This is a genomic window from Streptomyces sp. NPDC058619, from assembly GCF_042717785.1.
In the GTDB taxonomy this organism is placed as follows: Bacteria; Actinomycetota; Actinomycetes; order Streptomycetales; family Streptomycetaceae; genus Streptomyces.
In genome coordinates this window covers 76,112-88,773 of the sequence record NZ_JBHXQN010000020.1, presented here as the reverse complement: position 1 = coordinate 88,773, position 12,662 = coordinate 76,112, and the positions used below count along the sequence as shown (strand labels likewise).

Genomic DNA, 12,662 nt, shown 5'->3' with positions numbered 1-12,662 from the left:
GGCGCCGACCCGGCGGGCCGGGCGCCGTCAGGGGCGCCGTGCCGGCAGGGCCGCGAGGCCGCGGGCGAGCGCGTCCGCGCTGTCCCCGGGACCGGCGAGGCCGGTCATGACCACGCCCACCGGGACGCCCCCGGCGTCCGCGAGGAGCCGCGCGAGAGCGTACGCCGCGCCCGCTCCGGGGCCGCACCCGCCCAGCACCAGCCGCCCGCCGGGCCCCCGCAGGCCGGCCAGCGCCGCGGGGACGGCGGTGTACGGCGGCCCGTCGCACTCCAGCACGACGATCCTCTCGGGGCCGCGGTGGCGGCGGGCGAACAGGGCGTAGGCGCCGGCCGTGACGCCCGGGGCCGCGAGCAGGCAGACCACGCCGGCCGAGGGCTCCCCCGGGCGCAGCGTGTCCAGGGCGGGGCGCCGGGGTGCGGGCGGGCGGGGGGCCATGGCGGGGGGTTCGGTGCCGGCGAGGAGGTCCAGGGCCCGGCCGGCGGTGCAGTGGGGGCCGGTGAGGCCGGGCAGGCCCCGCAGCAGGGTGGTGCACTGGGCCAGGAGCGCCGAGGCGTCCGCGTCGGCCAGGCGCGCCCGGTCGTAGACGGCGTCCAGGAGCAGTGTGCCGTCGTTCTCGTGGCGGGCGCCGACCGTGACGGGCAGGGCGGTGGCGGTGCCCGCGGTGCGCGGCGGGCCGGCGGTGACGCCGCGGGCGGCCAGTTCCGCGCGTACGGCGGGCGGGAGTTCGGCCGGGGCGGTGAAGGAGACGGCGCTCTCGGCGAGGTGTGCCGGGCCGGGCCGGCCGGTCCAGGCGCGGATGAGGTCGGCGCTGACCCACGGGTAGGCCGCCAGGTCGAGCAGGGCGTCGCGTACCTGGTGCAGGAGGTCTCCCAGGGGCGCCGCCGGGTCGACCCGCACCGTCACCGGCAGGGGTCCGGCGGGCGGTCCGGGCAGGCCCGCGGCGCCGGGCAGGGCGGTGTCCCGGCCGTGGAGGCGGACCGCGAACGTCACCCGCAGGGGGCCGGGCCGGCCGGCCGCCCGGTACAGCAGCAGGGCCCAGGCCGCGTGCAGGGCGCTGCTCTCGCCGGCGCCCCGGTCGGCGGCCCAGGACCGCAGGCGGGAGCTGTGCGGCTCGCCGAGGCGGCGGCGCAGGCGTCCGGCGCCGCTCTGGCCGGTGCCGGGGCCGGGCCGGCCCGCCGCGGTCGCCGGGCGGGCGGGGGGCGCGGTGCGCGTCCACAGCTCGCGGGCGCCGGTGCTGTCCTGACGGGCCAGCCAGCGGGCGTGGTCGCGCAGGTCGGGGCGGCGTTCGCCGCCCGGCAGGCGGCCCCCGGCCAGGTAGGCGCGGTAGAACTCGCGGAGCAGGAGGTGGACGGCGTCCTCGTCGAGCAGGGCGCGGTGGCAGGTCAGCAGGACCCGGGCGGGTTCTGCCGTCCGTCCCTCCAGGACGCTCAGGCGCAGCAGCGGCGGGCGGGAGGGGTCCAGGCCGCGGCGGCGGTCGGCTTCGAGGAGGTCCTGCCAGGCGGTGGTGGTGCGGGTGTGGTGGGTGATGTCGACGGTGGCGCGGGGGTGCAGGACCAGGCGGGGCAGCGCCGTCCAGTCGAAGGCGGCCCGCAGGACCGACTCGCGTGCGGACAGGGACTGCCAGGCCGCGCGGAAGCGGTCCCGGTCCAGGGGGCCGGACCAGTTCCAGTGCACCTGTTCCAGGTCGCCGCCCCGGCCGGGAGGGCCGGCGGCGCAGTCCAGGAGCAGCTCGCGCTGGTACCCGGTCAGGGCCACGGGGTCGCCGGCTCCCGGTCCGGGGCCCAGGAGGTCGGCCAGCAGTCCGGGGCGCAGCGGGGCGGGGGCGGGTTGCGCGGGGGCCGTCGGGGGCGTGCCCGGCGGGGGGTTGCCGGGCAGGAGGCGCAGGGTGTGCCGGCCGGGTCCGCGGCCCTCCAGGGCGAGGTGGGTGCGGCGGTGGCGGCCGGCGATCCACGCGGCGAACCGTTCGGCGTGCGCGTCGTCGGGCAGCCCGCGCAGTTCCAGGGTGAGGACGCCTCCGGGCGCGCCCGGGAGCACCTCGTGCACCACCGCGAGGAGCGTCCCGGGACCGTCCGCGGTGCCCGTACCGCTCATCCGGTCCCCCGGACGGTGCGGGCCGGCGGGCGGGTGCGGCAGTGCCCCTCAGGCCCCGGCACGGACACGGTCCGGCGGGCACGGCGGGCACGGCGCGAGGGGCGGCAGGGTCGGGCCGGACCGGCCGTGCGGGCGGGACCCGCCGTGCGGGCCGGGCGGGGTGTGCGGGCGGGACCCGCCGTGCGGGCGGGGCGGGGTGTGCGGGCCGGACCCGCCGTGCGGGCGGGGCGGGGTGTGCGGGCCGGTAGCTGTGGCGGGTTCCCTCGGGTTCACGGCGTACGCCCTCCCTCGCCCCGGCCGGAGGTGACCGGTCGCGGGAAGCGTAGTAGCGCCCCGGGTCCGGGCCCCTGTTCCTCGAGCGGGCCTGCAGCGCCCCGCGAACCGGCGTCGACCGGCGCCGGCGGCCCGGCCGGACCGGCAGAGACGGCGGGGGCGTCCGGGACGGGCAGGGCGCCGGCGGGGGCGGCGGGGCGGTGGTGGTGGGCCTCGCTGACCAGGTAGCGGCCCTGGACGAGGTGTCCGGCCACGCTCCAGTGCCCGGCCGCGAACCCCGCGGTGCCCGGCAGCGGGGCCGGGGTGAGGCGGCCGCGGTCGTCGCGGGTGAACCCGAAGCCGGTCAGGGGGATCCCGCTGCCGGGGCCCAGCGCCCGGGCGCAGGCCTCCTTCAGGCCCCACAGCGCCAGCAGGCGGGCCCGCCGCTCCTCCTCGGGCAGCGCGGCCAGCGCCGCGCCCTCCTGCGCGGTGCACACCCGTTCCAGGAGCGGTCCGAAGGCGGTGTCGCGGTCGGTGTGGCGGGCGTGGACGCCGATCGGGCCGGTGCGGCTGACGCCGACCACGATCAGCTCCCCCGCGTGTGCCAGGGCGACCTCCGCCTCCCCGTCCGGGCCGCGCAGGACGTGCCGTGCGCCGGGGCCGCGGTCCGGGTCCGGGTCCAGGGTGTGCGCGGGTACGTTCAGGGCGGCGGCGGCCGCGTACTTCGCCACGGCGCGGGAGACGGCGAACCGGATCCGCCCGGCCGCGGCCGGGGTCTGGCGGTAGCGCGGCCAGTCGTCGCCGAGCAGCGCGCGCAGCGCGGGGTCCAGGAGCACGGCGGTCAGCCACTGCCCCCACGTCGTGCACACCACGGCCCGGCCGGTGTCGTCGAGGCGGTCGCCGACCTCGTCCCAGGGGCCGTCCGGGCCGGGGACGTGCAGGGGTGCGCCGGGCGCGGGTGCGGCCGGCGCGGCGGCGTGTGCGGCGGGAGCTCCGGGCGGGCCGGAGCGGGCGGGGTTCATCCGCGGCCTCCTTCTCGTGCGCGTACTCGCGTGCCCCTCATGTACCCCTCACGTACCCGTCAGGTCCCCGTCCCCGCCCGCGCGTTCCCGGACGTGGCTGCGCCCGCCCGCGCGTTCCCCTGCCTGCCCGTGCCCGTCCGCGGGTGCTCATCGCAGGCGGCGGACCGTGTTCTGGGCGTGCCAGCGGGCCAGGCGCAGCGTCTGGGCGCCGGCCCGTCCCAGCCAGGTGCGCACGTACCGGCGGGCCTCGGCGAGGCCGGTGCCGGGGCCCAGGACCTCTTCGACGGCCTCCTCGCGGAGCATCACCTGCCGGGCGCAGACGGCCCGTACGCCGTCGCCGTCCGGTACCAGGGACCACTCGCCGCTGTGTGCGGCGATCAGGCGGGGTGTCACCAGTTCCTTGTAGACGATGCGGGCGGCGGAGGGGAAGCACAGGCGTACCGCCCGGGTGGCGAGGGTGCGGCCGTCGGGGGTGGCGCAGGTGTCGACGGAGGCGATCTGCACGCCGGGGGTGTCCTCGACGACGGTGGCGGTCTCCACGTGGGGCAGGCGTTCGGGCCAGTCCGCGATCCGGTAGAGGAAGTCGTAGGCCGACTCGGCGGGGCCGGTGAGGTGCACGCTGTCCTCGAAGGACAGCAGGGTGGCGTCCAGGTGTTCCCAGCGTTCGGCGATGTCCTTGAGGTGGGCGAGTTCGGCGGCGGGCTCCTGCTGCCACTGGTGGCGGCTGCGGGCGCTCTCGGCGGCGGGCAGGTGTTCCAGGGTGCGGTCCTGGCGCAGGGTCAGCACGGAGCGGTCGTCGTCGAGGGCGCGGACCGTCCAGGTGCCGGTGGTTGCGGCGCCCGGGAGGGCGGTGTCCTCGCGTTCGAACTCGACGGTCCTGGAGTGCGGGTGCAGTACCCGGCGCAGGTGGAAGGAGCGGACCCGTTCGCCCGTCACGTCCCACAGCCGCAGCCGTTCGCGCACCCCGTCGAAGTCGATCCGCTCGACGTGGACGGGTGAGGGCAGCAGCAGCGGCCAGCGCACGGCGTCGGCCAGCAGGCCGTAGACCACGCCGGCCGGGGCGGCCACCGGCACGGTCTGCTCGCTGGTGTGCACGCGCTGCGAGGACATGGACCGGCCCTTTCCCTGGTCGTCGGTGCGGCTGTACTCCAGCCTGCACCAGGGGACTCGAGGCTTCCTCAACCCCCGGCGGCGGGCGCGGCGGAAGGCGCGAGGGGTGCGGGGGCTGCGGCGGGTGTGGAGGCTGCGGGGGCTGCGGCGGGTGTGGAGGCTGCGGGGGCTGCGGGGGGTGTGGAGGCTGCGGGGGGTGTGGGGGTGCCGGCCTGGGTGAGGGCGTCGGCCAGGACCCGCCAGATCTCGGCGGCGAGGTCGATGTTGGCGTCGTCCTGGGCCTGTTGGGCCAGGGTCCGCAGGCCCTGTACGCCGGCGGGGTCGCCGCCCAGGATCAGCAGCTGGTGGCGCAGTATCTCCAGCCGTACCTGGCCGCGGTAGGTCATCCGGGGCTGGTCGGCGGCGAGTTCGGCGAGCAGGGTGCGGGCCTGGTCGTAGCGGCCGGTGGCGAAGGCGAGGTCGGCTTTGAGGGCGGTGAGGTCCTGCCGCAGGGCGGGGGTGCCGGCGAAGGCGAGGGCGGCCTCGGCCTCGGCGGCGCGGCGGCCGGCCCGGACGGGGTCGGCGGGCAGCCGCTGCAGGTGCAGGCGGGCGGTGGTCAGGCGCAGCCGGATCCACAGGATGAGGTCCTCCTGGCTGCCGAAGCGGTCCAGGGCCTCGTCCAGGCAGGCCTGCGCGCCGGCGTAGTCGCCCTGGCGGGCGCGGACGGCGGCGGAGGTCCACATGGCCTCGGCCCACAGGGCGTCGGTGCGGCCCTCGACGAGGGCGGTCAGCTCGTCGGCGTACACGCGGGCGTCGCCGACCCGGCCGGCCTCGGCCTGTACGGAGACCAGGGCGAGCAGGGCGGCGGCCCGGTCCTCCACGCCCAACTGCTCGCCCAGGGCGATGCGGTGGGCCTCGACGGCGGCGTCCAGGGCGGGGGTGATCTCGCCGATGGAGCGCAGGCAGCGGGCGAGGCGGGTCAGGCCGCGGACGCGCAGCTCGCTGACGTCGACTTCCTCGCCGACGGCGACGAGGCGGGTGAGGTGGTCGCGTTCGGCCGTGTGGTCGCCCTGGAGGCGGGCGGCGCGGGCCAGGAGCCACAGGGCCTGCCAGCGCAGTACCGGGCTTTCGTGGCCCTCGGCGGCCAGGGCCCGGCGCAGTGCCTCGGCGGCGTCGTGGGAGCCGGTGGACGCGGCGAGGGTCAGGGCGTGGGCGAGGGAGCCGGTGGCCTGTTCCCGGAAGTCGCCGGGCTCCAGGCCCAGCCGGCCGGCCAGGTAGTCCACGGCGCGGTCGGTGGGCTGGCGTGCGCCGGATTCCAGGCGGGAGAGGTAGCTGGTGGACATGCCCTCGCCGGCCAGCGCGGTCTGTGACAGGCCCCGGGCCGTCCGCAGCCTCCTGAGGCGGTGTCCGAACGCGGGCTGTCGCAGCATGGGCATCCCTGGGGTCGCGGGGAAACAATTCTGTCGGGTAACCGGCACCGAGCGTAGGGGCGGCGGCAACACGCGGGCAAACCTTTGCCACCGGTTGCCCGCCCGTCTCGTGCGGACGTCGTGCGTTCCTTGAGCGGTTCTCGACCGGGTCGAGGCAGACTCTCCAGAACCGGCCGTCGGACCGGCCGTTGACCTGCTCTTCCCGCAATTCAGCGCCTTGGAGTCGACGATGAGGCCACCGGCGTGCGCACCGCACGTGTCCCGGACACCCGCAGCACACGCCCCGCTCCCGCCGGCCGCGGCCCGGACACCGGGACGGGCCCGCGGCGTGTACCCCGACGACGACATCGACTGGCCGTAGTGGCCGCCCCCCTGCCGCCCTCCCGGCGACCGTGCACGGGGCCCGGCGCGGGGCTCCGGCGCGGGGGGTACGGGGCTCTGGCGGGGGGGCCGGATTGCGCGGCCGGTGTACGGGGGGGCCGGCGCGGTTCGCGCCATATGATCACATGGCGGTATGACCACGAGGACGCTCTACCTGTTCTGTTCCGCCGCCCCGCCCGTCTTCGACGTGGCCCATGCGATCGAGGACGCCCAGACCCGCGGCTGGGATGTGTGCCTGGGGCTGACGCCCACGGCGGCGCACTGGGTGGCGGGGAGCCTGGACGGGCTGGCCGCGCTGACCGGGCACCCCGTGCGCTGGCAGTACAAGCTGCCCGGCGAGGACGACGTGTGGCCGGCGGCCGACGCGCTGCTGTTCGCGCCCGCCACCTTCAACACGGTCAACTCCTGGGCCCTGGGCCTGACCGACCGGTTCGTCGTCGGGGTGGCCGCCGAGGCCCTGGGCAAGGCCACCCCCGCCGTCGCCGTGCCCTGCACCAACAGCGCCCTGGCCGCGCACCCCCGGTTCGAGCCGTCCCTGGCCGTGCTGCGCGGCGCCGGCGTCGAGGTCCTCTACGGCGAGGGCGGCTTCACCCCCGGCCCGCCCGGCCAGGACGCCCCGCCGCACTTCCCCTGGCAGGCGGCGCTGGACGCCGTGGGCCGGGCGGGCACGGCCCAGGCCTGAACCCCCGCCCGGCCCCGGCAGACCCCGCCCCGCCCGGGGCGGGGACGGGACGGGACGGGGCGGGGTGGGGCGGGACGGACTGGGGGTGGGCCGGGTCGGGGTGGGGTGAGCCGGGGCGGGTGTGGGGTGTCAGGCGAGATCGCGGAAGAAGGCCCGTACGTCCCCGACGAGGAGATCGGGGACCTCCATGGCGGGGAAGTGCCCGCCCCGGTCGTAGGAGGTCCAGCGCACGATGTTGTCGGTGCGGGCGGCGATGTGCCGCAGCGGGATGAAGTTGTCGCGGGGGAAGTCGGCCAGCGCGGTCGGCGTGCGCGACACCTCGGGCGGCTGCCCGGCGTAGTCGGCGTGCGCCCGCTCGTAGTAGATCCGGGCGGCGGAACCGGCCGTTGCGGTCAGCCAGTACAGCATCACGTTGGTGAGCATCTGGTCGCGGTCCACCGGGCAGCGCGGATCGGCCCACTCGGTGAACTTCTCCCCGATCCAGGCCAGCAGCCCGGCGGGCGAGTCGTTCAGCCCGTAGGCGAGGGTCTGGGGGCGGGTCGCCTGGATGCCGGCGTACCCCTGCCGCTCGCGCGTCCAGGTCCGCTGGCGTTCCCAGGAGGCCAGCGTCCGCTCCCGCTCGACGCCCTCCAGCGCGGCCAGCTCCGCCGGGTCCGGCTCGGCGCTCGCCCCGGCGCCGGGCAGCAGGTTCAGGTGGACCCCGGTGACGTTCCCGGGCCGGATCCTGCCGAGCTCCCGCGAGATCGCGGCGCCCCAGTCGCCGCCCTGGACCCCGTACGCCGCGTACCCCAGGCGCTCCATCAGCACCCCGAAGGCCCGTGCGACCCGCTTGAACTCCCAGCCGCGTTCGCGGGTCGGCCCCGACAGACCGAAGCCGGGGATGGAGGGCAGCACCAGGTGGAAGGCGTCGGCCGGATCGCCTCCGTGGGCCCGCGGATCGGTCAGCGGGCCGGCGACCTGCTGGAACTCGACGAGGGAGCCGGGCCAGCCGTGGGTCATCAGCAGCGCCCTCGCGCCGGGTTCGGGCGAACGCAGGTGCGCGAAGTGCACCCGCGCCCCGTCGATGACGGCGGTGAACTGCGGCCAGGCGTTGAGGCGCTCCTCGGCGGCCCGCCAGTCGTAGCGGTGGCGCCAGTACCGGACGAGGTCGCGGGCCCGGCCCAGCGGCATCCCGTACGCCTCTCCCGCACCGGGCAGTTCGTCGGGCCAGCGGGTGCGGTCCAGGCGTACGGCCAGGTCGTCGAGGTCCGCCTGGTCCACGTGGAGGCGGTAGGGCATCGGGTCTTCGTCGGCGCGGTTCATATGCCCCGCATGCTAGGCGGCCCGCCTCACACGGCGTACAGGTCGAACGTCGAGCCGCGCCGCGCCCCCGCCTGCACGTCCAGGGCGGGGTCGACGGCGAGCATCGCCTGGTGCAGGCGCTGCAGTTGCGGTGAGGGCTCCACGCCGAGGTCCTCGATGAGGCGGGCTCTGAGTCTGCGGTAGACGTCCAGGGCGCCGGCCTGGCGTCCGGCGCGGTAGAGGGCGACCATGACCTGGGAGTGGAGTCCCTCGTGCTGGGGGTGGCGGGCCGTCAGATCGGCGAGTTCGGCCAGGAGTTCACTGTGGCGGCCCAGCCGCAGGTCGGCGTCGATGCGGCGTTCCACCGTCACCAGGCGGCTCTCCCGCAGCCGCATCACCTCGATCTCCAGGACCGGGCCCAGGCGCACGTCGACCAGCGCCGGCCCCTGCCACAGCGCGAGCGCCGCACGCAGCGCCGCCGCCGCGCCCTCGTCGTCCCCCCGCCCGACCAGGCCGCGGCCCCGCACGACCAGACGCTCGTACTCGTGCACGTCGACGCTGTCCTCGGGTATCTGCAGCAGGTAGCCGCCGTGCCGGGTGGCGAGGACCTCCTTGGCGCCGCCGGGGCCGCCCGGGCCCATCGCGGTTCCCAGACGGCGGCGCAGCTGGAGGATGTACGTCTGCAGGGTCGTCAGCGCGCTCTGCGGCAGGCCGGTGCCCCAGATCTCCTCCATGAGGGTGGGCACCGGCACCACCCGCCCCGGGTACAGGGCGAGGAGGGTGAGGATCTGCCGCGGCTTGCGGGCACTCGGAACGATCGACCCCCCGTTGACCTCGGCGGTCAACGGACCCAGCACCTGTATCTTCACGGTCTCCCCCGCACGTCGTCGCGTTCCCCTGGGTTGTTCGGCACCCCGCGCACGGGGTCTGGGCACGGGGTCCCGTACCCGTGTCCGGTGTCCGTGTCCGGTGTCCGTGTTGGATGCGGGTCACTTCGGTGTGGCGGTGTGGCCGATGGGTCGGTGTCCGGTGTGGCGGTGTGTCCGGTGTGGCGGTGTCGTGCGGTCCGGGCACGGTAGCGAGCCCCGGCCGGTGTCACCGGATCCTCGAGCCCCTTTCGAGCCCGCCTCCACGGGCGCGGCACAAGGGGACACCGAGGGGCCGGGGCCGTGTGCGGCCCGCCCGCCGGCTGGCCCCGGCCGATCCGCGACCGGCCGGTCCGCGACCGCCGGCGGGCGGGGGCCGGCGGGCGCGCGGCGGGCTGGCCGGCGGCTCCCGTGGCGGCGGGGACGGGCGCGCCAGCGGGGCGCTACCGGCGGGCGGCGGCGGGTGTCGGGGCCGGAGGCGGCCCCCGGGGTGTCCTGCGGCGGCGTGTCGCCGGGGGACGCGGCGTCCGGGCCGGCCTGGCCCGTACGGTTCCCGCCGCCCGCCGGCCCCGCACTCCGCGGTGCCGTACCCGGCCGCGTGTGACCCGGCGGTGCGGGTCCCGGCGGTGCGGGTCCCGGCGGTGCGGGTCCCGGCGGTGCGGGACGCTGTGGTGCGGGACCCGGCCGCGTGTGACCCGGCGGTGCGGGGCTCTCCGGTGGGGTGTTGCGGGGGTTCCCCGGGGTTGCGGGCGGGGGTGCCGTGTCCAGTGGCGCCGCCCACAGCGGCACCACGCTCCTGCCGTTCACGCCCACCGGGCCCCGGTCACCGGCTGCTCCGTACGGCTTGCGCGTCCGCGGGGCGGCCGTCCGGAGCGCCCACGGCATCCGGGGCGTCAGGGGTGTTGGGGGCGTCAGGGGTGTACGGGGTGTACGGGGTGTTCGCGGTCGCCGGGGTGTCCGGGGCGCGTTCGGCGCCGACGGCGGCCGCGGCCTGCGTGCGGTACTCCCGTGCCCGGCCCTCGGCCACGAGGGCGGGCAGCAGCAGGGCCCACAGCGCCGTCACCTTGCGCTGGAGTTCGCCGTAGGGCATCCCGGTGCCGGACATGACCTCGATCCCGCACGCGGCGGCCACGACCAGGGCCTGCGCGCCGTCCCAGGCGCGGCCCTGCGCGGAGAGTTCGCCCGCGTCCCGCGCCAGGCGCAGCAGGGTGGAGACGGCGGAGATCCACGCGGCGTGGAAGTCCACGACCGCGGGGCGGGTGCCGGCCGGTGCCCGTGGCGGTGCGCCGCACTCCTTGGTGATCCGGAAGCTCGCCGCGACGGCCGGGTCGGCATGGAGCGTCCACGCCAGCCAGTGCGTGGTGTCGATGAGGGCCTGCAGGGGCGGGACCCCGGACTCGCGCAGGGCCCGTACCGAGTCGTGCAGCAGCGCGCACCCGCGTTGCTGCACGGCTTCGGCGAGTTCGTCCTTGGAGGCGAAGTGGAAGTACAGCGCCCCTTTCGTCACTCCGGCCGCGCTCGCGATCTCTCCCAGCGTCGCGTTGGCGTAGCCGTTGCGGTGGAACATCTCGGCCCCGGCGTAGACCAGCCGCCTACGGGTCCGTTCCGACCTCTCCTGCACCGAGCCGTCTCCTCTCACCACCGACAGCGGGCCCCGCGGGCCCCGCGGCTTGCGAAGCCCGTGGGGCTCAGACGCGTACGAGCCGCTCGCCCCCGGAGTCCGCACCGGACCCGGCCTCGGTCAGGCTTTCGGGGCCCGCCATCAGGATGGAGCGCTGCAGGCGGCGCAGGGCCACCGACGGCTCCAGGCCCAGTTCGCGCACGAGGGTTCCGCGCAGCCGCTGGTAGACGTCCAGTGCCTCGCCGCGGCGGCCCGAGCGGTGCAGGGCGAGCATGAACTGGCCGTGGAGGTTCTCGTGCGTGCGGTATCGGCTGGCCAGGACCGTCAGCTCGGCCAGGAGTTCGCGGTGCCGGCCCAGCCGCAGGTCGGCGTCGATCCGCTGGTCCAGGGCGCACAGGCGCGTCTCCTCCAGCCGCCGGGTCTCCATGTCGAGCTGGACGCCGCCCTGTACGTCGGCGAACGCGGGCCCGGACCACAGGGCCAGGGCCTCGCGCAGCAGCCGGGCCGCGCCGGCGAAGTCCCCGGCGTCCATCGCCCGGTAGCCGGTCCCGGCGAGCCGGTCGAACTCCCTGACGTCCAGGGTGCCGCCGCCGCTGGAGAGGAGGTAGCCGCCGGGCAGGGTGGCCAGGACGTCCTTCGCGGTCCGCGCCGGGGCCTGCGGTCCGGGCCCGCCGTCGGGGCCGCCGTCGGGGCCGCCGCGTTCCAGGGCGGTCGCGATGAGGGCGCGTAACTGCAGGACGTACGTCTGGAGCGTCGTGCGGGCACTGCGGGGCGGTTCACCCGCCCACAGCTCCTCTATGAGGGCCGAGACGGGTACCACCTGATCGGCATGGAGGGCCAGGAGCGCCAGGACCTGCCGGGGCTTGGGGGCGGTCGGTGTGATGGAGAGTCCGTTCTCCCGCACAGCCAACGCGCCCAGTACATCGATGTCCACGCCGTACTCCCCTGTCCTTGGATGAGTCGCACCGCCAGTAGAAAACAGGACCGACGGTTTGTCAATATCAAACCGGTCGTGCTGTTTTTGATACCAGCGGGACGCCACCACCGCTCAAGTACCGCCCCTGAACAGGTCGTTCATCCGCCTCCGCATGAAGCGGAGGCGGCCCGGCACCCCTCGACCACCCCTCAACGCGGACAGGGGAACCCCCTCAACCCCACCACAAAGAGACCACACGGTCTGCTCTGCTGCCGGCCCGGCCCGGGAAGGACGGGCGGGTCCGGGAAGGACGGGCGGGGGCCGGCCGTCCGGGGCGTACGGCAACGGCGCACCGGGCGGGGGCGCGGCGGCGCAAGCCCCCTGCGGACGAACGGAGTCGGCGGGCGGGACGCGGTCGGGTGGGCGGGGCGGCAGGCCACAGGCACCGCGGCGGGACACCGGGCGGGGTTGCGGGGCGGGTGCCGGCGAGGCGTACGGCCAGGGTGCCGCACGGCGCGACAGACTCCGGGAGCAGGCGCGGGCGCCTCTCGGTCTGTCCGCCCGCCCCGTTCGGCCAACGGCTACCGCGGGATGCGCCACAGCCCCAACCGACCGCCCTCGGGCCCTCGGGCAGCCGGGCAGCCGGGCAGCCGGGCAGCCGGGCAGCCGGGCAGCCGGGCAGCCCAACGAGCCATACGGTCGAGCCGGCCCGGGCTCAGAGCCCGACTCCGACTCGGGGCCGGACCCCAGCTCTGCGCGCGAGCCCCGGCCCTCCGGGACAGGGTCCGGGTCCGGGTCCAACTCGGTCTGCAGGCCTGGGGCACTGACTCCGGCTCGAAGGCGGCTCCCGACCCCGGTGCCAACTCGGGGCCCCCGCCCGGGGACCCCGGTGCCAACTCGGGGCCCCCGCCCGGGGCCCTGACTCCGGCTCCGCCTCGGACACGGCTCCTGACCCGGTGCCGCCTCGGGACCCCGGGCCCGGGGCCGGCACCGGCACGGAACTCCGCGCCGAACTCAGAGCCCCCGCCCGG

At 77.0% G+C, this 12,662-nt stretch carries 9 protein-coding genes; 1 reads left to right on the top strand and 8 read right to left on the bottom strand.

All coding sequences use genetic code 11. The annotated features are described in order from the left end of the window. Positions 1-27 precede the first annotated feature (27 nt). The 4 genes from ACFWTC_RS20920 to ACFWTC_RS20905 form a co-directional block, all read right to left on the bottom strand. Positions 28-2,091, bottom strand: coding sequence for a condensation domain-containing protein (locus tag ACFWTC_RS20920; protein WP_383923417.1), 2,064 nt, complete (start codon positions 2,089-2,091; stop codon positions 28-30). Between the two features lie 269 nt (positions 2,092-2,360). After that, positions 2,361-3,365 carry a 4'-phosphopantetheinyl transferase family protein gene (locus ACFWTC_RS20915; RefSeq protein WP_384030491.1) on the bottom strand — a complete coding sequence of 335 codons (1,005 nt, stop codon included), beginning with the start codon at positions 3,363-3,365 and terminating at the stop codon, positions 2,361-2,363. Positions 3,366-3,512: 147 nt separating this feature from the next. Beyond that, positions 3,513-4,475 carry an SRPBCC family protein gene (locus ACFWTC_RS20910; protein WP_383923411.1) on the bottom strand — a complete coding sequence of 321 codons (963 nt, stop codon included), beginning with the start codon at positions 4,473-4,475 and terminating at the stop codon, positions 3,513-3,515. Positions 4,476-4,543: 68 nt separating this feature from the next. After that, entirely contained in the window at positions 4,544-5,884 is a 1,341-nt protein-coding gene (locus tag ACFWTC_RS20905; protein ID WP_384030493.1) for a helix-turn-helix domain-containing protein, read from the bottom strand. A 514-nt stretch (positions 5,885-6,398) separates the two neighbouring features. Here ACFWTC_RS20905 and ACFWTC_RS20900 point away from each other — a divergent pair. Next, entirely contained in the window at positions 6,399-6,947 is a 549-nt protein-coding gene (locus tag ACFWTC_RS20900) for a flavoprotein (protein WP_383923405.1), read from the top strand. A gap of 129 nt (positions 6,948-7,076) precedes the next feature. Here the strand turns inward: ACFWTC_RS20900 and ACFWTC_RS20895 are convergent, their stop codons facing one another. The 4 genes from ACFWTC_RS20895 to ACFWTC_RS20880 form a co-directional block, all read right to left on the bottom strand. Beyond that, positions 7,077-8,249 carry an epoxide hydrolase family protein gene (locus ACFWTC_RS20895; RefSeq protein WP_383923402.1) on the bottom strand — a complete coding sequence of 391 codons (1,173 nt, stop codon included), beginning with the start codon at positions 8,247-8,249 and terminating at the stop codon, positions 7,077-7,079. A gap of 26 nt (positions 8,250-8,275) precedes the next feature. Then, on the bottom strand, positions 8,276-9,097 hold the full coding sequence (locus tag ACFWTC_RS20890; RefSeq protein WP_384074354.1) for a BTAD domain-containing putative transcriptional regulator: 822 nt from the start codon (positions 9,095-9,097) through the stop codon (positions 8,276-8,278). Between the two features lie 820 nt (positions 9,098-9,917). Beyond that, positions 9,918-10,715, bottom strand: a complete 798-nt coding sequence (locus ACFWTC_RS20885) for a ScbR family autoregulator-binding transcription factor (RefSeq protein ID WP_383923398.1) — start codon at positions 10,713-10,715, stop codon at positions 9,918-9,920. A 67-nt stretch (positions 10,716-10,782) separates the two neighbouring features. Further along, on the bottom strand, positions 10,783-11,649 hold the full coding sequence (locus tag ACFWTC_RS20880; protein WP_384030107.1) for a BTAD domain-containing putative transcriptional regulator: 867 nt from the start codon (positions 11,647-11,649) through the stop codon (positions 10,783-10,785). Positions 11,650-12,662 lie beyond the last annotated feature (1,013 nt).

Excerpts from the sequence above, each read along its gene's own strand:
- ACFWTC_RS20920 (WP_383923417.1), bottom strand. The coding sequence starts at position 2,091 with ATGAGCGGTACGGGCACCGCGGACGGTCCCGGGACGCTCCTCGCGGTG.
- ACFWTC_RS20900 (WP_383923405.1), top strand. The coding sequence starts at position 6,399 with ATGACCACGAGGACGCTCTACCTGTTCTGTTCCGCCGCCCCGCCCGTC.
- ACFWTC_RS20910 (WP_383923411.1), bottom strand. The coding sequence starts at position 4,475 with ATGTCCTCGCAGCGCGTGCACACCAGCGAGCAGACCGTGCCGGTGGCC.
- ACFWTC_RS20915 (WP_384030491.1), bottom strand. The coding sequence starts at position 3,365 with ATGAACCCCGCCCGCTCCGGCCCGCCCGGAGCTCCCGCCGCACACGCC.
- ACFWTC_RS20905 (WP_384030493.1), bottom strand. The coding sequence starts at position 5,884 with ATGCTGCGACAGCCCGCGTTCGGACACCGCCTCAGGAGGCTGCGGACG.
- ACFWTC_RS20895 (WP_383923402.1), bottom strand. The coding sequence starts at position 8,249 with ATGAACCGCGCCGACGAAGACCCGATGCCCTACCGCCTCCACGTGGAC.